The following is a 19,452-nucleotide window of genomic DNA, read 5'->3' on the forward strand; positions in this document are numbered from 1 at the left end:
CACGCCCGGCCGTGTGTAAACGGCTACAGACGGCCTTGGTCCCGGGCCCGAAGCTGAGGGGGACAGCGAGCGGACAGGACAGGGGGCACGAAGTGGACGACGGCACGATGGATGTCGCCGAAGCGCGCTACGAGTTGGTGATCAGCGTCGACGCCCGGCGTTCCGGTGAGTACGACGATGTGGACAAGCCGCGGATGCGCGCCCGGATCTACCGGGTCCTGGAAGCGGCGTTCACCCATGCCAAGGTGGCGCGGGACGCCGTCCACATGGAGGACCGCGGCGATGGTGTGCTGCTGTCGGTGGCCGGCCGGATCGCCGTGACCCGGCTGCTCGGCCTGTGGATGGTCGAGGTGCACGAGAGCCTGCGGGACGAGAACCGCGCCCTGCGCGTACCCCTGGGTCTGCGGGTGGGCATGCACGTCGGTCCGGTCCGGCACGACGGCCGGGGCATCAGCGGGCGCGCGGTGGACCTCGCCTGCCGGCTGGCGGATTCTCCCGTCGCCAGGCAGCTGCTGGATGCCGAACGGGCCGACCTCGTGCTGGTGGTCTCCCAGTCGCTGTACGAGGACGTGGTCAGCAGCGGCGGCAAGTTCATCGAGCCCGCGCGCTACTCCTCGGCCCGTCTGGAGCTCAAGGAGGGGGCGGTCACCGCCTGGTTCCATCTCCCGGGGCGGCCCGCTCCGGCGGTCCCGCTCGGTGCTCCGCCGCCGGCCGGTACGGCGACACCCGAGAGGGAGGAGGCGGCGGCCGAGGCCACCGGACCGGACGTCCCGGACGACGACACGGACGACGACACGGACCAGGACGGGGACGGCCGGACCGGTACCCCCGGCGTCCGCTACACCGTGCACGGCGACATGTCCCAGCACCGGGACAACGTGTACCAGCAGCCCGTGCACATCGGGCGGACCACCGGTGGCGCCGGGCCGCGGAAGGACTGAGGCAGGTGGCCGAGGAACAGCAGCAGGCGGACGCTTCCCCGGGACCCGCACCCCGGAAGCCGGCCAAAGGCCCCGCTCCCGAAGCGGGCCACAAGGCCAGGGGCGGGGACGGCGACGACCGGCCGCGTGGGGAAGAAGGAGCGGCGGACGGCGGGGACGCCGCGGACGGCGAGGCGGCGGAGAAGGAGAACGAACGGGAGCGCGCCGCGGGGCGGTTCAGGGAGCACACCCGCGATCCGCTCGCCGAGGCGGAGGGCGAGGACGGCCCCACCGATCTCGCCGCCGCCTCGCGGGCCCGCCGCTCCACCCGGATGCTGTTCGACACCGGCCGGGACCTGAACAGCTTCGACCGTTCGTATATCCAGAGCGCCCATATCGGCGATATCCATCTGCGGATGGACGCCCGCCAGCCCAACGCGGGGATGCGCAGCGGGCCCGTTCCCGACGAGGAGCTGACCCGGCTCCGCCGGCTCCATGTGGAACCGAACGGGTACGTGCAGCTGCGCAATGCGCTCCAGGCCCGCCGGCTGCTGGTGCTCGGTGCCGCGCCCGGTACCGGACGGACCAGCACCGCGCTCTCGCTCCTCGACGAGGTCACCGATCGGGGGGAGAGCGACCAGGGCACGGAGACCGGGACGGGCTCCCGGGTGCGGAGGGTCGATCCGGACGTACGGGGGCTGGCCGGCTCGCTGGAGGAGCGGCGCGGCACCGGGTATTTGCTGGAGCTCTCCCTCGCCGGCCCCGGTGCGCTGCCGCCGGACGAGATGGACCTGGACGGGCTGGCCGCAGCGCTGGACGAGCGCGCCTCGTTCGCGGTGATCGTCGTGACCGTCGGATCGGCGGCGAACCCGCTGCTGGCCGGCCGGTACGGGATGCGCTGCCCGCCCGTGCCCACACAGGAACTGCTCACCACCCGGCTGCGGGAACGGCTGGAGGACCGCCTCGCCACGGCGCAAGCCGGCACACCGGACGGCGGGCCCGGGGTGGCGGACCTGCTGAGCAGGGCCGAGGAGCTGGCAGACGGGAAAGCGGTCAAGGACGCCGTCGGGCTGGAGGAACTGCGCCCCGCCGAGGCCGAGTTGGTCGCCTCGCTGCTGGCCGGGCATCTGCTGGGTGACGTCTCGTACGAGGAACTGCTGTCCGGATGCCGGAGCCTGGCCGCGGACCAGGCCCGGGAGTGGTTCGCCGGCGTGGACCGGGCCTTGGCCGCGCTCCCGTCCGGTACGGAGCCGAGCGCGGGGCGGCCGGGTACGGCGGCCCTCTTCCACCCGGTGGCGTTCCGTATCGCGCTCGCCGTACTGGGCGGCGCCTCGCGCGGTGCCGTGGCCACCGCCGCACACCTGCTGACCTGGGAACTGTCCGTACAGAGCGATCCGGACAACACGCCCGCACGCCCGCTGTTCTGTGACGACCCGGACTCCGATCTGGCGCTCTCGCGCGCCGAGGCGACCGACGGCACGGTCGAGGTCGCCGGCACCGAGGTGGGTGCCCAGCTGATCTGGTATCAGGGTTCCGCCCTGCCCGCCGCGGTGCTGACCGAGATCTGGGACCGGCACTTCCCCGTCAGGGCACCGGTCGTCCGGTGGCTGCGGCTGCTGGCGGACGACCCCCGCCCGCAGGTGTGGATGCGCGCCGCGGTAGCTGCCGGGGAGCTGTGCGTACGGGACTTCGACCACGGCTACGCCGAGCTGATCCGGCCGCTCGCCGAGGCGTCCACGCCACTCCGCAGGATCTTTGCGGCCACCACGCTGGACCAGGCGGCCGGCCACGCCACGCACCGCAAGGCGGTGTGCAAGCTCGTCGACGACTGGAGCAGGTACGGGACGAAGCCGCTCCGCTGGACCGCGGCGATGGCGCTGGGTTACGGCAACGCCGCCGCCACGATGGACGACGCCCTGGACGCCCTGGCCCGGATCGGGGTGCGCGACGACGGGGACCAGCTGGCGGCCGCCTCGTTCAACGTCGTACGGCTGCTGGCTCTTCCGGACGGTGCGCAGGTACTGCGGCGGATGTCCGACTGGACCCACCACCCACGCGAGGCGTACCAGGACCTCGGTCTGGTGACCACCGTCCGGCTCGCTGTGACCTCCGTGGACGAGGTGCTGAACGACGAGCCCGGCTCCCCGCTGGCGGACCGCGGGGACTGGCCGCTGCCGCTCGCGCTCGCCGCCACCCGTCCCGAACTCGTCCGCCCCATGGCGGACTTGATGTGGACGGCGCTCAACACCCCACGGTCGCAGGAGGTGGCGATGGACGCGCTGGAAGCCTTGCTGCGCTCCGCCGTGCGCAGGGGTGGCGGGCAGTGGACCCAGCCGGGTCTGGCGGCACTGCTGCCCGCGCTGATGCCAAAGGAGCACGACCGGCGGCGGCTGGACTGGCTGCTGCGCCGCATGATGAACGATCCGGAAAATCCGCTCCCCGACGCGCAGGCGCGCTCCTTGTGGTGGCTCGCCGTCCCGCCGCGGGACCGGACGGGCGAGGAGGAGAGGGATGGCTGAGCACGAGGGCGTGGCGCCGGACGGGGGCGCGGATCAGGGCGCGGGGCCGGCGGGCCCGTTCCTGCGGGAGTACACACCCGCCGGCCCGTTCCGGCAGACGAGTGCCCGGACGGCCTCGGTGCTGTTCTACCGGAACGGCGGCTACAGCGTGGCCACCGTCTCCGGTATCCAGCACTACGACAAGCGGGCGCTGGCCCGGCCGCACACCATCTGCGAGATCGCGCTCGGCACCTTCGAGACCACGCTCCAGATGGAGCTGCCGGCCGCCGGCGGCACCACGTTCTTCAAGGCCGAGGTGGACATCCACTGGGCCGTCAGCGATCCCCATCTGGTCGCGACCGAGGTCGTCACCGATGTCGCCAAACGGCTCACCGCGCCGACGCTGGAGCGGCTGCGCGAGGTCTCCGCGGAATTCCCGGTGGCCCAGGCCGAACAGGCCGACCGCGCCATCACCCGTACCTGCGCCAGCGGGCGCTGGGACGACCTGGGTGCCGAACTCGGCCTGCGGGTGCGGCTGTACGTCCGTCTGCGGGTGGACGACCGGACCATCCACCACATGGACGGCATCCGCGACGCGCATGCCTCGGCCGAGCTGACCCGGGTGCACCAGAACAAGTTCCGGGCGATGCTGCAGGGCGGGGAGCTGGACCAGCTCAGCTACATGCTGGCGGCCGAACCCGAGGCCGCCAAGGACTTCTTGGAGAAGATCCGCCAGGAGGGCAGGCAGGACGAGAAGGAGCGCGTCGACCGGCTCTTCGACATGGTCGACAGTGGCCAGATCCACTCCAGCGACGTGGAGTCGCAGGCGCTGGCTCTCCTCAACCGGGGTCGGCAGCACGTCCAGGGGCCCATCGGCTCACTGCCCGCCCGCCGGGACACCCCGCAGCTGGAGACGCCCGAGCCGTTCACTCCGGACTGGGTGGCTGACGAACCGGCCTCCCGGGCCGGGGGCCGGGCCCACCTGGCCAAGGAGGAGGACGCCGAACCGGAGCCGCCCCGCCGCCGGAGCCGCAGCCGGGACGACGGATGGTCCTGGGCGGAGGAGGACTGATGGCTGCCGACGGCGGCGCACACACCTCCCCCGATCCGGTCGTGCCGGTGCTGGACGGGGGTCTGCACGGGCACGGCCGGACGGGGGAACGCATCGCGGAACGACTGCTGCTCACGGTCCGGGAAGACCTCGGCCGGGCCGACTCGAAGGCGGCGGTGCTGCTCTCGGGGGCGCTGGCACTGCCCGCGTTCCTGATCGGGCGGCACGGCACGCCCGAATGGCACGGGCCCGCCGACATCACGCTGGTCGTCGCGGGGGTGCTCTGGGCGGTCGCGGTGACCGCGCTGGTCCGGGTGCTCATGCCGCGTACCACCACGCTCCGCAGCGGGAGCGGGGTGACGTTCTTCGGCGACCTGCTGGCGCCACACGACCTCGCGCGGCTGTCCGCCGAACTCGCCGAGGCAGCGCGTGATCCGGCCGGGTGGCTGCTCGTCCAGGCCGTGGACGTCAGCTCGATCCTGGCCGCCAAATACCGGGCCATCCGCTGGGGAGTGGGCGCACTGGCCCCTTCGGCAGCACTGGCCCTGGCCTGGGGTCTGACCGCGCGCTGACCCGCGGCCGGCCCGCGCCGTCGACGGCGGCGCACCACTACGCACATGACGCAGAGACGAAATAAGGGGACGGCCGTGGGAGCAGTCAGGGGAAAACGGCAGAAGAGAAGGGGCTGGGTGCGCCGCGGTGCGGTCTCCGTATGGGGCGGGGCCGCGGTGCTCGTGTCCCTGCTGGCACCCGCCGGTGCTGATCCGGTGCCGGCGGCGGCGTCCAAGCCGGCCTTCGCCTCCGTCAACTACGCCGTCGCGGTGGACGAGTCCGCCAGTCTCGCGCCCGCGGACATGAAGGCGGAAAAGGCCGCCGCCGCCCGGGTCGCGCTGGGCGACGTCTCCTCGTCCTCCCATGTCACGGTCTTCGGATTCGCCGCCGCCGAATCCGGTGACCAGCGGGCCGTGGACCCGGTGTGCCCGCGGACCACGCTGGACGCGGCGGGACGTGAGTCGATCGGCGGGTGCGTCGGCAAGCTGCGCAGCCGGAAGAAGAGCGAGGGCACCGGCACCGACTTCCCGAGTGCGATACGTCAGGGAGTGCACGAACTCAGCACGGGCACCGACCCGTCGGTGCCCAGGGTGCTGTTCCTGCTCACCGACGGGGAGATGGACGTCACCGGCAGCCCCCAGTACGGCGATGCCGCCCACCGCGAGGCCGAGGGCAGGGATCAGCTGGACCGCGAGCTCAAGAGCGCCGCCGCACAAGGGGTCCAGATCTGGCCGCTGGGCTTCGGACCCGCTCCCGACAAGGCGCAGCTCGACCGGATGGCCGCGGGCGGATACCAGAAGGGCTGCGTCGAACTGCCCTCCGCCCGCCCGACGGCCGGCAAGGTCTCCGGGGCGAAGGACGTCGGCCCGATGCTGGAGAAGGCCTTCGCCGCCGCCCATTGCCTGCGCTATCAGCCGGGAACCAGCGAACGGCCCCCCGCCACCCTGGAGGTCGGCATCTCGCCGCTGGCGACCGTGGGCAGCATCGTGGTCGACAAGAGCGACCCCGCGGTGACGGTCACCTACCTCGACCCCAGCGGCCACCAGGTCCCCACCTCGGGGACGTACCGGAAATCGCGATTCGAGCTGGCGGGCGCCGGTGACACGGTCGAGGCGCTGAAGATCACCGACCCGGTGCCCGGCGTCTGGAAGGTGAAGGCCGAAGCCCCCGAAGGGCACCGCTCCCTTCCGGTCGGCGTCAGCGTGCTGTGGCAGGGCGAGCTGCGCGGCGCCCTCACCATGAACCCGCCGTCGCCACAGGCCGGACAGCAGGCCACGGTGACCATGCGCCTGCAGACCCGCGAGGGCTACGAGATCAAGGACCCGCACGACTACGCGGGGCTGCGGGTCCGCAGTGAGCTGACCGGGGACGGTTTCGCCCCGCAGACGCTGCGGCTCGCCGACGACGGGAAGGGGCCCGACCCCCGGGGGAGCGATGGCTCCTTCACCGGTTCCGTGAAGATCCCGAAGAGCGCCGCCGGGGCACTGAAGGTGAGCGGCACGCTGACGGCCTCGGGGCTGAGCGCCGACACGCGCAGCGAGAGCGGCCAGATCGCGCCCGGAGTGCTGCCCGTCACCACGGCACTCACCCTGCCTCCCGCGGACGCCCACCCCGGCGGCACGGTCACCGGGAACCTGGCCGTGCACAACACCAGCGGTACCCGGCACACCTTGCGGCTGTCCGTCGCCGACGTCCAACCCGGGCTGCTCTCCGTCAGCCCGGCCCGGATCGAGCTGAAGCCCGGTGAGTCCGGAACCCGGAAGGTGACGGTCGAAGTGGCCCCCGAAGGCGTCTTCGGCGACCGCCTCGACGACGACGGCCTGCGGCTCGGCGGCACCGTCACGGTCGTCGACACCACCGACCACGACCGGACGCTGGTGCGGTCCCCGCTCTCCGTGCCGGTGACGCCGGAGCCCGGCATCTGGGCGAAGTACTGGTGGGCGTTCCTGTCCGCCGCCGCACTGATCGCGCTGGCCGCCGGGGCGGTCCTCGCCTGGCTGCGGCAACGCCGCATCCGCCGGGACCCGTTCGGCCTGGTGCTGCAGCTGGTCTCCGAGGACGGCGACATCGTCGCGGAACACCCGGCCGGGCACGGGCACAAGCAGTGGTACGCCTTCGCCGTCGTCGAGCCGCACCGCAGCCCGCGCATCGAGCGGCGCAGCCACGGCCCGTACGCCGTCCAGCGCAGTCCGGAGGGCGGAGCGGTCCTGCGCAAGCGCGGCGGCGGGCGGACCCGGCTGCCTGCGCGGGGGCAGGTCCCGCTGACCGACGCGCTGAGCCTCTCCCTCGGCGAGGAGACCCGCAGCACGAAGGTCCGGCGGCCGCGGTCGGCCCGGTCACGGACCACCACGGCCGCCACCCCCGCGGCCGGCGAGGGCACAAGCACGAGCACCTACGAGTCGTACCGGTGACGCGCAGGGCGGGCCGGCGTCTCACCGGCCCGCGGGCGCACACCGCCTCACGGCCACCGTGCCGCGAGGAATCCACAGACGTATCGAGGACGAACCGGCCGCCGATACGGCCGCATGCGGGAGGGAACCCATGAAGATCTTCCAGCCGATGCTCTTCGTCGGCCTGGGCGGCACCGGTGGCCTGGTCGGTGCCGAACTCGAACGCAAGCTGCGCGCCGAGCTGTGCGGTCCGGACGGCGTCGCACTCAGCCACCTCAGCGGCCACGCCCCTTACCAGCTGCCCGACTGCCTCCAGTTCGTGTACGCGGACTACAGCGAGTCCGACCTGCAGCGGCTGCCCCAGTTCAATGTGGACCCGTCGCTGCGCGCCGCGTACGCCCGTACCTCCCGGGCCACCCACAACCTGCTGCCGAACTTCGACAGTTCACCGGAGGTGACCAAGATGCTGCGGGCGAGCCTGCGGGACGAGGTCTCCGGCTGGCTGCCGCCGCGCATCGACGAGCCGAAGGTCACCCCGCTCCACAACGGCGCGGGGCAACTGCCCACCGTCGGGCGCGCCGCCCTGTTCGCCACGCTCCGGCACAGCCTCGCGCCGGTGCTGGAACCCCTCCTCCAGGCGATCGACGCGATCGCCAAATCCGCCGGGGAGCTGAGCGAGCTCGGCGGCGGCAAGGTCAACGGCTGCGATGTGTTCGTCGCCTTCTCGGTCGCGGGAGGCACCGGCGCCGGGATCTTCCTGGACTACCTGCACTTGATCAACCACGCCTTCCAGCTGCGCCGCTTCGACGGGGTGAAGATCTACCCGCTGGTCGTGATGCCGTCCTCGTTCTCCTCCGCCGCCGGCGGCGGACGGGAGGCGGAGCTCAACTCGGCGCGTGCTCTGGTCGACCTGTTCCGGCTGGTGGACGGGCAGAACGCGCCGACGGAGGGAGCGGAGATCGGCGACCTGGACCATGACTCCGGTCTGGGCATCCGCTACCCGGGCACGACACCGGTCCGGCTGCGGACCGGCATCCTGCCCACCGCGTTCCTGTTCAGCCCGACCGCGGGCATCCGCCAGGACGACCTGCGCCGCTCCATCGTCTCCCTGGTGATGTCACTGATCGGCACCGAGCTGGGCGACGGCCGCTCCCGGGGCCGGACGACCGCGGCCGACGACGACTACCAGACGTTCGCCGCGAGCTTCATCAACCGGGGGGTGCACCGCAGCGCCATGTCCCCCACCGGCATCGGCCGGCAGGGGGTCTCCACCAGCCTGGTGGCCTCCATGACCGCCCCCATGGACCAACTGGCCGACCTGGTGGCCGGCCGGCTGCTGCGGGAGGCGGTCACCGATCTGGTGGAGCGGCCGCGTACCGCGCTGCGGGACACCGCGGTGCCGATGATCCGGCAGTTGTTCGCCGACTCCCATCTCGAAGAACTCTGGGAGCGCCCGCAGTTGCCCGTACCGGAGCCCGACCCGCTGCCGCGCGGCAGCCGGGCCATCGAGCAGGCGCTCGGCGAACGCATCGCGGACATGCAGCGGCTGCTGTCCGACCTCCAGTCCATCGCCGACCGGCAGACCGCCTCGATGGCCGACCGGTTCGCCCCGCGCCCCGCCATCGACAAGCTCCTCCAGACCGTGGACCCCTTCCTCGCCGAGCGCGTCGTGCGGGGCGTCCCGGACAGCGACGAACCGATCGTCCGGGCCGGGTTCCTGGGCATGCTCAACAGCCGCTCCGTCGCCCCCCAACGCCCGCCGGGGGTGACCGAGCAGCCGCCCAAGACCCCCCGGATCAAGGGCCGGATGGCCGGTATGTCGCCGGCCCGCTGGGGCGACGACGACGTGCAGGCGGCCCTCCAGGAGCAGGACACCTGGTACCAGTGGCGCAGCCGGATCCTGTGGCATGAGGCCTGGCGGGAGCAGCAGCAGCGCTGGCAGCCCCAGGCGGACGCGGCCGGGACCGACCTCGGGCGCCTGGTCAACGCCTTCCGCAAACACTGCGACCAGGAGCGCAAGGTGTCCGCGCAGAAGGGCCTCGAACTGTACGAGGACCGCACCGGGATCTCCTATCTGCTGCCACCGCAGCGCACCCTCAACCACTTCTACGAGGACCTGGTCACCCGGCTGATCCGCCGGGAGGGGCTGCGCGACCACGACGACGAGGCCACGCTCCTGCTCAAGATGGTCGACGGGGACACCTGGCGCACGGTCCACTCGCTCAGCCGCCGCAGCCCCGACAGCGCGGTGGCACTCGTCAAGGCACAGCTGGAAGGCCGCATCACCCGCCTGTTCGCCGAGGGCGGCGAACACCTGGAGGAGCGCCCGCTGCTGCCGTCCATGAGCACCCTGCTGGCCGCCGCCGCGGGCGACGCGGACGCCACCGACCACGTCAGCAAGGAGGCGCTGGACCTGTTCGGCCGCAAACTGACCGGGCTGCTGCCGGTGGGCTTCACCCCGGAGGGCACCGGGCCGCTGCGGGTCCTGGTCACGCACCCGCGCGTGCAGGCCGTGGAGGAGGTGCAGGAGTATCTGGGCAAGGCGCTGCGGCTGCCCTCCGACGCCAAGAACTCCGTGGAGTACCGGGGGGTGGAGAGCGATTCGATCACCGTGGTCCTCTTCCGCAGCGAAATGAGCCTCACCCAGGTGCCCGAGGCCCGCAAGGTGCTGCGGCAGTGGGCCAGGGCGAAGGACTCCGAGCAGGCCCAGGACGTGCTGCGGTGGCGTCAGCGGCTCGGGTTCCGGGACAGCTGGATGGTCAGCAGCGAGGAGGACCGCCGCGCCATCCTCCACCGGCTGCTGTGCTGCATGTGGAACGGCCAGGTGGACGTGGTGGACGGCGACTTGGCGTCGCCGGACCGCGTGCGGCTGAGGCTGTTCCCCGAAACGGGCGACAACGTGCCCGGCGTCCGGCTGCGGCTCGGTGACTTCCCCGGCGGCGTGTCGAGCTGGGCGGAGCTGCTGCGGGCGTACGAACGCTGGACCGTCCTCGACGACGAACGGATCGTCGAGGACTACTGCCGCGAACTGATGGGGGCTCAGCCGCTGGGTCTCGCCAGGAGCGGCAGCGCACCGCACCCGCTCTTCGTCGAACTGGTCGAGAAGATCGCCCCGCGCCAGCTGGAACTGCTGACGGACCGCCGGGAGCGCGGCGGCGAGCGGGTCGAGGGCTGGGTGCGGCCGCTGTGGGAGTTCTGGGCGGAGACGCTGCCGGCCGCTCTGGACACCGAGTTCGGGGACCAGCGTGCCGTCCAGCCGACCCTGCGCACGCTGCTGGAGCACGTACGCGGCGGAACGCCGAAGCCGCGTGTCCGCAAGGAGCTTTCGGAACCCCGGCGTGCCGTGTCCGATGACGACGACTGGGGCACCGCACCGCGCGCCTCGGCAGGCGCGTACCAGGACGGCCGCGATGAGCGTGCGCGGCGCGCGGCGGTGGACGACCACGACGACGGGTACGGCGCGACGCACGGCGACGGCGCGACGCACGGCGACGGCGTGACGTACGGCGACGGCGTGACGCACGGCGACGGCGTGACGCACGGCGACGGCGCGACGTACGACGACGAGAGGCGGCGCTCCTCCGGGGAACGGGACCGCGTCAACGGGCACGTGGGCAGCGCCGACCGGCCGTGGGCGCCCTGGGACGACCCCGGCACCGCCCGCCCGGACGGCGGCACCGACGACCGCGGCAGCGACCGCGCACGCCGCAACCCCTGGGACGGTGATGCGGAGTGACCACCCCCGAGGACATCGGCGCCGTCATCCACCTGGACCTGCGCACCGCGGCGGCGGAACTCGGCACCGCCCCGGCCCTGCGGGGCGCGGTCGCCCGGCAGTTGGGCCGGGCCGGCCTCCCGGAACCCGACCACCCGCTGTTCCTGGTGGTCGACACCCCCGCCGGACTGGCCGACCACCAGCAGCAGTACGAACTGCTCACCACCTACCGGGCCGTGGGCGAGGTCAGGATCCTGGTCCTCCTGGTGGGCAGTGCACCCGGTACGTATGACGGTGCGGACGAGGTCCTGCAGGCGGACCGCCGACTGGTACGGCCTGCGGTGCTGCGGGCTTCGGGGACCGCCCTGCTGTGGGCGGGCGATCTGCGCTCCGCCCGTACGGCGCTGGAACAGCCCGCGCCCGATGCCCCGGAGGCGCTGGCGGTCCTGGTGGACCTGCTGTCGGTCCCGGACGTCTTCCTGCGGGTGCTCGACGACTTCGGGTCGCTGCCCGACACCGTCGCCGCGCCCGGGGTGCGGCTGCTGGAGCAGGACCTGCCGCCGGAGGTGCGCGACCGGGCCTGGCGCGACGCGCTCGCCCGGTTCGCCGGCGAGGACACCGAACTCGCACCGGATCTTCCGGTGACCGCCTGGACAACGGCTGATCTGCCGGAGCCGCTGCGGGGACTGGCGGCGGGCCGGACCGGCCGCGACCTGCGCCACCGCGAGGCGGGCGGAACGGCGGACGCCGCGTACGGCGCGTGCGCGGCGGCCCTGGACGACGCCGAGGAGTCGCTGGCCGGACTGCGTTCCGTCCCCGGACTGCTCAGGGCTTCCCGCAGGGAGGCGTTCGAGGCGGACCTCGACCAGGCGCGCCAGGCGCTCGGCGACTACCGGAGCCTGGTCGGCACGGCTCTGCACAGCGGCGGCTCCGGCACGGTACCGTCCGCCGCCGAAACGGCGGCCCGGCTCGCGGCCCTCGGCCTGCGGGTGCCCTCGGCCGAGGGCGTGGGCGAGCGGATCGGCGAGGGCCTGCGGGAGTTCGCCGGGCGGCTGCTGGGGCAGGGGCTCGCCCTGCGCGCGGTGGCCCAGCGCTTCACCGGACTGGCCGGCCGGGTGGAGCCGGTGCCGGGCTCGGTGCTGCTGCCGAAGCTCGCCGAGTACTCCGCCGAGGCGGTGGCCCGGCGGTCCGGGGCGGGCAGCGGCCCGGTGCCGGGAGCGGTGGCCGGGCCGTCGGCGGCGGCCGCGGCGGGGCTGCTCGGCGGGCTGTGGCAAGGACCGTACATGGGGCTGGCGATCGCTGTCCCGCTGGTGTTCTTCGGCCTGGCGGCGTTCGGCGCATCCCGGCTGCGGGGCACCGGGCATCCGGGACGCTGGGCCACGGGCCCCCGGGCCGCAGCACTCGGCGGTGCCGCTGCCGGAGAGCTCGTGGCGTACGCGACCGAGCCTCCGCTCTGGCTGAGCGCCCTCGCTCTGGTGGTGGCTCTCGGCCTTGCGGTGGAGACGGCGCGCCGGCTCTGGCGTGCGGCGTCCGGCTGCCTGGCCACGGTCCACGGGACCACCGCGCTGCGCCAGGCCCTGAGCGGGCTCGATGCGCTGCTGGCCGAGGCGGTCCGTGAGCACTGGGCCGCGGACGAACGCCTCTACTGCGCCGACGCGGCCCGGTCCGTCGCCGGCATGCTGCGCGCGACGGCCGCCGCCGCGGACGCCGAGGCGGCGGCCGACCCCGAGCGGCAACCGGCCGCCGTCGCGTCCGGTCCCACCGACCCGCCGGCCGCGGACGACTGGCTGTCCGGCGCCTCGGCCCTGGAGACGGACGTCCTCGCCGCACCCGACGACGAGGACAGCGACTGGGCGAGCGTGTACGCCTGGGAGGACGGGCCCTCCTGGGACCAGGCCTCCGCGGAGCAGAGCGCGGCCCGGCCCGCCGACCCGTGGGAGGACGCCACCGCCGGGGCTCCGCGCTGGCTGGACCGTGAGAGCGGCGAGGGCGGGCCGGAGCTGGTCGCCACGCTCGCCGGTGATCTGACGGACGCCGCCCTGGTCGCGATGGCCCCCTACTGGGGCGCCGTAGAGCGCGGCCAGGCCGGCGCCCTCGCCCTGCGGCGCACCGAGGACCGGGTCCGCGAGCTGCTGTCGACGGCCCGTCGGCACCTCCAGCGCAACGGGGTGACGGCCCCGCCCCCGTTCGCCGCCGCACACCGGATCCGCGCCACCTCGGCGAACCTCCTGGGGACCGACCCGCAGCGGGTGGCCGAGCTGGTCGGCGCCGAGCCCGAACGGCAGGCCGTGGTGCAGCTGTCCTCGCCCGAACAGGGCACCCTGCTCAGCCGCGACCCGGCGGCGGCGGTGTGGATCAGATTCGCACCGGAGGCCGTACGCGGCGAGGTCGAGAAGGCCTGGCGGACGAGCGGTGCGGCCTGGCCCCAGGGGACGCTGTGGACGTCGTCGGGACGGTACGCCGGGCTGATCCGGCTCACCCCGCTGCGGATGGGAGTGGTGGACACCGTCCGGCCCCGCGAGAGCCCCGCACCCGACGGTGCGGACACGTACGAACGAAGGGACGGTGACCGCTGGTGACCGGTAGCCCGCACTCCCCCCTGGCGGAGCCGGACAGTTCGCGGCGGACCACACTGGCCTTCACCGTCCCCTCGGGACGGCGCCGCATCGCCCCCGTCCGCTTCGGCCGCGAATCCCGCCGTGATCCGCTGCTGCCCCAGCGGATCCGCAACGGCCTGCTCGACGACGAGGGGCAGCAGGTCGTCCAGGTGCGGCTGACCGCCGCCGACGCGGCGAACCCGGCGGCGCGGGCACTGCTGGACGCCGAGACGGGCACAGCCCTGCACCTGCACCGGGTGCTCGTCGACACGGAGTACGCGACGCTCTTCCCGCGGATCGTCGGCTACGAACTGGACACCGCCGAGCCGTTCTTGCTGTACGCCGCACCGCGCGGCACCGCCGCCGTGCGCACTCATGTGATGTCCGCGACCGACCAGCGGGTCTTCGCCCGCGATCTGATGCTGGCGCTGTGCCTGCTGGACAGCCAGGGCCTGGTGCTACGTGGCATCTCACCCGCCACCGTGCTCTGGGACGGCACCTCGCTCCAGCTCTGGGGGCTGGAAGGGGTGGCCCGCACCGGACGGCCCAGGACCCGGTGGGGCCGGGCGCCCTACTGCTCGCCCGAACAGCGCAGGGGCGAAGGCCTCGTCGACTCCCGGGACGCGGTGTGGAGCGCGGCCCAGGTGCTCTACCAGCTGGTCACCGGCCGGCCCGGCCCCAGCGACCGGGCGCCCGCCGACCTCGGCCGGCACCGGGTGCTCGCCGAGACGCTGCGGGGCGCATTCGCCCCGCTGGCGGCCGGCCGGCCGACGCCCGCCCGGCTGCTCGATCTCCTTGCCCCGGGTGCCGCCCGGCGTCTCGCGCTCTCCGTGCCGGCCGACGAGACGCGCCCGCACCGGGAGGCATTCGCGCACGCGCTGCGCCTCAAGCGGCAGGCGCCCGCCACCGCATCCCGCGACGGGTCCGGAGCACCGGCCGGGAGAAGCAACGGCGAAGTGCTCTGCCCGTATTGCCTGGAGACCATCCAGCTCGACCTCACGTCGCTGTTCGTCACCGACAGCAAGATGCAGTACCAGGCCCTGGACCCCTCAGGCATCAGCAACCCCTTGCGGCGCCAGGACATCATGCGCGGTGCCGTCCAGAAGTGCACGGCGGACCCGGATTTCCCCGAGCACTTCATCCCGGTGCCCTACCTCACCTACGGCCGCCCCCTGACCGTCGCGATGGTCGGCCAGTCCTCCACCGGCAAGAGCCACCTGCTGACCCAGATGATCGCGGAGATCACGGACGGCGGCCTGGAGCCGTTCGGCCTCCAGTGGCAGTCCGTCAACCCGGAGCAGCACGCCCGGTTCGTACGGGAACGGGTGCAGCCGCTGCGCAACGGCAAGGTCCTCGACCACACCGGCGGCCTCGGCCTGGACGGCTTCGCCCGCTTCGTGGAGTCCCTGCTGCTCACCGATGCTCGCGGGCAGGTGCGTCCGGTCGCCTTCTTCGACCTCGGCGGCGAGGACCTGGTACGCACCGACGCGGCGCTGCGCTTCCTGCTGGGCGTCGACGCCATGGTCTTCGTCGTCGACCCGGCGCTGGCCCTCCCGCTGCCGCATCTCGACCACGCCAGGGAACGCTGGGGCCTGGAGGTGAACCGGGACGGCGACCTCGCCTTCGGCACCGTCCTGGACCGACTGCCGAAGAACGGCCCGTATCTGGACGTGGCGGCCGCCATGGTGCTCGGCAAGGCCGACCTCCTGCGGTTCCAGCCACCCGTCGACCGCTGGCTGGGCGAGGCGCCGCCCACCGCGCTCGATGCCGCCCGGATACGCGAGGAAAGCCGGGACGTCTACGGGCTGCTGCGCCACCACGCCGGCCAGGCATGGCTGCGCCCGTTCGACACGATCCGCCGGTGCACCCTGCATATCGCGTCGGCCACCGGCGGTCAGGAGGAACACGGCCGCTATCCGGCGGGAGCGGGGCCTCGGCGGGTGCTGGAGCCGCTGCTGTCCCTGCTGGCCATGCACGGGCTGATCGAAGTGAACGGCGGCGCCGAGGAGTTCGCCGTGGGGCCGGTACCCGCGAGGGAAGCGGAACCGTCGCCCGAAGCCAGGGGAGCAGGGGGAGAGGAAGCGAAGTGAGCGACTACCAGGAGCGGAGGCCACCGGCCGGCCGGGGCGGACCGGGCGGTGGTGGACCGGGCGGTGGCGCGGCCGCGGGGCCGGTGCACCAGGTGGTCTTCCGGTGGGACGGCAACCAGGGCCGCCAGGACACCGGCATGAAGGCCGTCGCCCACTCCTGCTCCGCCGGGCGCGCCGAGCAACTGGGCAGAGAACTCGGCCCGTTGCTGTGGGTGTCCGGTGCGGCGGCCGAGCGGCAGAGCGTCGTCCGCACGCTGTCCCGCGACGGTGAGGTCATGCTCCTCCAGCGCTGGCCCACCACCGACCGCGGTGGACGGCCCAGCACGGTCAGCCATGTCCTGGTCGGTGACCCACGGGCGCTCAAGACCCGTCAGTGTCTAGGCCTCTCCCACGGCGGCTGGGGCAACCGGGAGTCAGCGGAGCGGGCCGCCGGGCGGCTGCGCCCGGTGGAGTGCGGGCAGCTCGACGCGGTGGCCCGGCGGCGGCTGCCGGGGATGCAGGAGCTGTTGCCGACGGTTCAGCACGCGCTGATCCTGGTCACCGCGGAGTGGCTGCGCGACCCGGCACAGCGGGTGTCGCTGCTCACGGACGAGGAGAAGCTGCCCGGCTGGCCGGGCCGGGAGGCGGCGCCGCTGGTGTACCTGGGGCTGTTCCTGCTGTTCGGTTCCTGGCTCGGCCAGGAGTGGACGTACGCCACGTACGACACGGCCGACACCCATCAGCTGCGTCTGATGTGCGTCCCGCGCTGGGAACCGGACGCGGGCGGGTCGGGGCCGCTGGCCCGGATCACGGGCCACCCGCCGGCCGACCTCCGGTTCGAGCACAGGGCGGCGGCCCGGCTGGTGAGCCACCTCCTGGCCCACCCGGCGGACGGCCCCGGTGTGCCGCAGCTGGTCGACGCCCTGAAGGACGGCGCGGCGCTGGGGTGGCCGCAGCGGCGCAGCCTGCTGAAGGAGATCCTGGACGCCGTCCCCCGGACCGTCCCCCGCACCGCCGCGGCCCCGCACCGCCTCCCGTCTCCGGAACTCGCGTCTCCGGAGTTCCCGTCCCGGGAACTCCCCTCTCAGGAATTCCCCTCTCCGGAACTCGCGTCCCCGGAATTCCCGTCTCCGGAACTCGCGTCCCCGGAATTCCCGTCTCCGGGACTCCCGTCCCGGGGACTCCCCTCTCCGGAAGACGAACCGGCCCGGTCCCCGGTCTCCCGGCCCGTTGCCCCGCAGCCGGAACCCGCACCCGCGCCGGTACCCCCTACGCCGACGCTCACCCCCGTCTCTCCTCCGCCGGCCCTCACGCCGGAGCCCCCACCGGAGCCCGCCCCCACGCCTGCACCCCCCACTCCGCTCCCGGTCCCCACGCCCGCCCCCCGGCCGGCGACGCTCGGTACCGGACCGGCGGCAGCCCCCGAAGCGTCCGCACTCCACGAGGACCTGCGTGCCCCTCAGCGCAGGAACGCCCAGCAACGCGGCCTGCTGAGGGAGCGGCTGCGCACGCACTCCGACGGCCTGCTCCTGGACGAGCTGCGCTCCACCGATCTGCCGGCGGACTCCCTGGATCTGCTGCTGCACGAGCTGGGCGACGCCGACCGCGTCCGGGTGCGAGAGACGAAGATGCGGCACGAGCTGTGTGCCGAAGTGCTCGGCCAGGGCCTGTACTTCGAGCCGAACGGTCAGGGTGCACAGACCCTTTCGAGGACGGCCATGGCCAGTCGGGCGGCCGACCTCTTCACCTGGGCCGTCGCCCCCCTGGCCCGGGACGAACGCTATCGGCATGACCTGCAGGAGCTCTTGCACCGCATGTGCCTGGACCGCCACCCCACCGCGGGCAACTGGCTCTGGCAGAGCATCATCACACCGGTGAACGGCCCGGCCCCCGACCTGCCTCCCGCCCTGTGGCAGCAGATCCTGCGCGATGTGATCGGCCAGAGTGTTGCTCCGCGTACGGCTCCCTCCACGTCCCACGCCGTTTCCCCCGCCGCCCCGGTGTCCACCACGTCCCCCGAGCCCTCCGCGACCGTGCCCGAGCCGCCCACCGTCGGGGCCCGGGTCTCCGCCCTGGCGACCAACCCGGGCTGTGTGGTGGGAACCGGAGTCGGAGTGATTGCCGTACTCATCGCGATCCTGCTGATCTTCGTGTGACGCAGCGTCCAGCCGGATCTCGGCTGTCGCAGGTGCCCCCCTTCGCAGGTGCCACCCGTGAGGCGCCGCGCGGCAGACGGGACGGGGAAGCAGGCCCTGGACCGGGGAGGTGCCGCGGAAAAAGGTTGGCGCCGCGGCTCCCCGCTCCCGTAGGCTCCGTGTCGCAAGCCGCTGAATGCGCGTGAACTTTCGCGGGAACTTTCGCGAGAACAGGAGGTGAGGACCGTGATGACTGTCATTGCGCCGGGCGCTGCCCGGAACCGGAAGCTCATCCATCCCACCCCTGTGGTCTCCGGCTGACCGACCTTTCTTCTTCTCGCGCGTGCTGCGCGTGGCCGGGACCGCTCTTTCCGAAGGGTCATCCCGTTGTTCGACCTCGATTTCTCTGCTGCGCATCCGTTGACCGCCCATGGCTGGGACGACGGGTTCGCGGAGAGTTTCACCCCCTATGCCGGGCAGGGGTTCGTGCCCGGCCGTATCGTCCGCGTGGACCGCGGACGGGTGGATGTCGTCGTGCCCGAGGGCGACGGCGTCCGGACCGCGCTGGCGGATACCGCACTCGTGGCGACAAGCGATCCGATGCGGGTGCCGTGTACCGGCGACTGGGCCGTGATCGACCTGGAGAACGGGCTGACCGGTGACCACCTCGACGGCGTCGTCAGGGCGTTGCTGCCGCGGCGTACGGCGTTCTTGCGGTCTGCTTCGTCCAAGCGTTCCGAGGGGCAGATCCTCGCGGCGAACGTCGATCATGCGGTGATCGCGGTGTCGTCGGCCGATGCGCTGGACCTCGGGCGTATCGAGCGGTTCGTCTCGCTGGCCTGGGAGGGAGGGGCGCAGCCGCTGGTGGTGCTGACGAAGGCGGATCTGGCCGGAGGGCCGGACACGGTGGCGCATCTCGTTGCGGACGCGGAGTCCGCGGCTCCCGGTGTGCAGGTGCTGGCGGTCAGCTCGGCGACCGGTGACGGGATCGATGTGCTCTCCGCCGTGCTCGCCGGGGGCACGTCCGTACTGCTGGGGCAGTCCGGTGCGGGCAAGTCCACGCTGGCCAACGCCCTGCTCGGTGAGGAGGTGCAGCTGGTACAGGCGATCCGCGACCGGGACGGCAAGGGGCGGCACACCACGACCACCCGGGACCTGCGGGCGCTGCCCTGTGGTGGCGTGCTGATCGATACGCCGGGGCTGCGTGGCGTCGGCATGTGGGATGCGGGGGCCGGGCTGGCCCGGACGTTCTCGGATGTCGAGTCGCTGGCCGAGGGGTGCCGCTTCCACGACTGTGCGCATGAGGCGGAGCCCGGCTGTGCGGTGCAAGAGGCCGTCGAAAGCGGGGAGTTGCCCGCGCGGCGGCTGGAGAGCTACCGCAAGCTGCTGCGGGAGAACCAGCGCATCGTGGCGAAGACGGATGCCCGGCTGCGCGCCGAGATCCGCCGGGACTGGAAGCAGAAGCAGGCGCTGGGGCGGCACATGATGGAGCGGAAGCGGGGGCCGCAGAGGTGAGGTGAGGGGG

10 protein-coding genes are annotated in these 19,452 nt (G+C 73.3%); all 10 read left to right on the forward strand.

Features of this window, described 5'->3' with window-relative positions:
- The first annotated feature begins 92 nt into the window (after window positions 1–92).
- The 10 genes from CFW40_RS28120 to rsgA all read left to right on the forward strand — a co-directional run bounded on the left by CFW40_RS28120 (window position 93) and on the right by rsgA (window position 19,442).
- Window positions 93–941 carry a hypothetical protein gene (locus tag CFW40_RS28120; RefSeq protein ID WP_088800638.1) on the forward strand — a complete coding sequence of 283 codons (849 nt, stop codon included), beginning with the start codon at window positions 93–95 and terminating at the stop codon, window positions 939–941.
- Window positions 942–946: 5 nt separating this feature from the next.
- Window positions 947–3,439 carry a hypothetical protein gene (locus CFW40_RS28125; RefSeq protein ID WP_256331255.1) on the forward strand — a complete coding sequence of 831 codons (2,493 nt, stop codon included), beginning with the start codon at window positions 947–949 and terminating at the stop codon, window positions 3,437–3,439.
- Window positions 3,432–4,490 carry a hypothetical protein gene (locus CFW40_RS28130; RefSeq protein WP_088800639.1) on the forward strand — a complete coding sequence of 353 codons (1,059 nt, stop codon included), beginning with the start codon at window positions 3,432–3,434 and terminating at the stop codon, window positions 4,488–4,490. Before CFW40_RS28125 ends, CFW40_RS28130 begins: the two co-directional genes overlap by 8 nt.
- Complete coding sequence (locus CFW40_RS28135) at window positions 4,490–5,041, forward strand: Pycsar system effector family protein (protein WP_088800640.1); 552 nt, start codon at window positions 4,490–4,492, stop codon at window positions 5,039–5,041. The genes CFW40_RS28130 and CFW40_RS28135 overlap by 1 nt, the downstream gene beginning before the upstream one ends.
- Window positions 5,042–5,116: 75 nt before the next feature.
- Window positions 5,117–7,432, forward strand: coding sequence for a VWA domain-containing protein (locus tag CFW40_RS28140; RefSeq protein ID WP_256331254.1), 2,316 nt, complete (start codon window positions 5,117–5,119; stop codon window positions 7,430–7,432).
- 130 nt (window positions 7,433–7,562) lie between these two features.
- Window positions 7,563–11,147, forward strand: a complete 3,585-nt coding sequence (locus CFW40_RS28145; protein ID WP_088800641.1) for a tubulin-like doman-containing protein — start codon at window positions 7,563–7,565, stop codon at window positions 11,145–11,147.
- On the forward strand, window positions 11,144–13,705 hold the full coding sequence (locus CFW40_RS28150) for a hypothetical protein (RefSeq protein WP_088800642.1): 2,562 nt from the start codon (window positions 11,144–11,146) through the stop codon (window positions 13,703–13,705). Before CFW40_RS28145 ends, CFW40_RS28150 begins: the two co-directional genes overlap by 4 nt.
- Window positions 13,702–15,813 (forward strand): hypothetical protein, encoded by a 2,112-nt coding sequence (locus CFW40_RS28155; protein ID WP_256331253.1) that lies wholly within the window; start codon window positions 13,702–13,704, stop codon window positions 15,811–15,813. Before CFW40_RS28150 ends, CFW40_RS28155 begins: the two co-directional genes overlap by 4 nt.
- Window positions 15,810–17,948, forward strand: a complete 2,139-nt coding sequence (locus CFW40_RS37270) for a hypothetical protein (protein ID WP_119203543.1) — start codon at window positions 15,810–15,812, stop codon at window positions 17,946–17,948. The genes CFW40_RS28155 and CFW40_RS37270 overlap by 4 nt, the downstream gene beginning before the upstream one ends.
- Before the next feature lie 366 nt (window positions 17,949–18,314).
- A complete protein-coding gene (gene rsgA / locus CFW40_RS28165; protein ID WP_088800643.1) occupies window positions 18,315–19,442 on the forward strand; it encodes a ribosome small subunit-dependent GTPase A in 1,128 nt (375 codons plus the stop codon).
- The last annotated feature ends 10 nt before the right edge of the window (window positions 19,443–19,452 follow it).

It is taken from the genome of Streptomyces sp. 2114.4 (assembly GCF_900187385.1).
Lineage (GTDB): Bacteria > Actinomycetota > Actinomycetes > Streptomycetales > Streptomycetaceae > Streptomyces > Streptomyces mooreae.

Bases quoted from the DNA above. Each gene is read 5' to 3' on its own strand.
- CFW40_RS28130 (WP_088800639.1), top strand. From the start codon at position 3,432: ATGGCTGAGCACGAGGGCGTGGCGCCGGACGGGGGCGCGGATCAGGGC.
- CFW40_RS28135 (WP_088800640.1), top strand. From the start codon at position 4,490: ATGGCTGCCGACGGCGGCGCACACACCTCCCCCGATCCGGTCGTGCCG.
- CFW40_RS28145 (WP_088800641.1), top strand. From the start codon at position 7,563: ATGAAGATCTTCCAGCCGATGCTCTTCGTCGGCCTGGGCGGCACCGGT.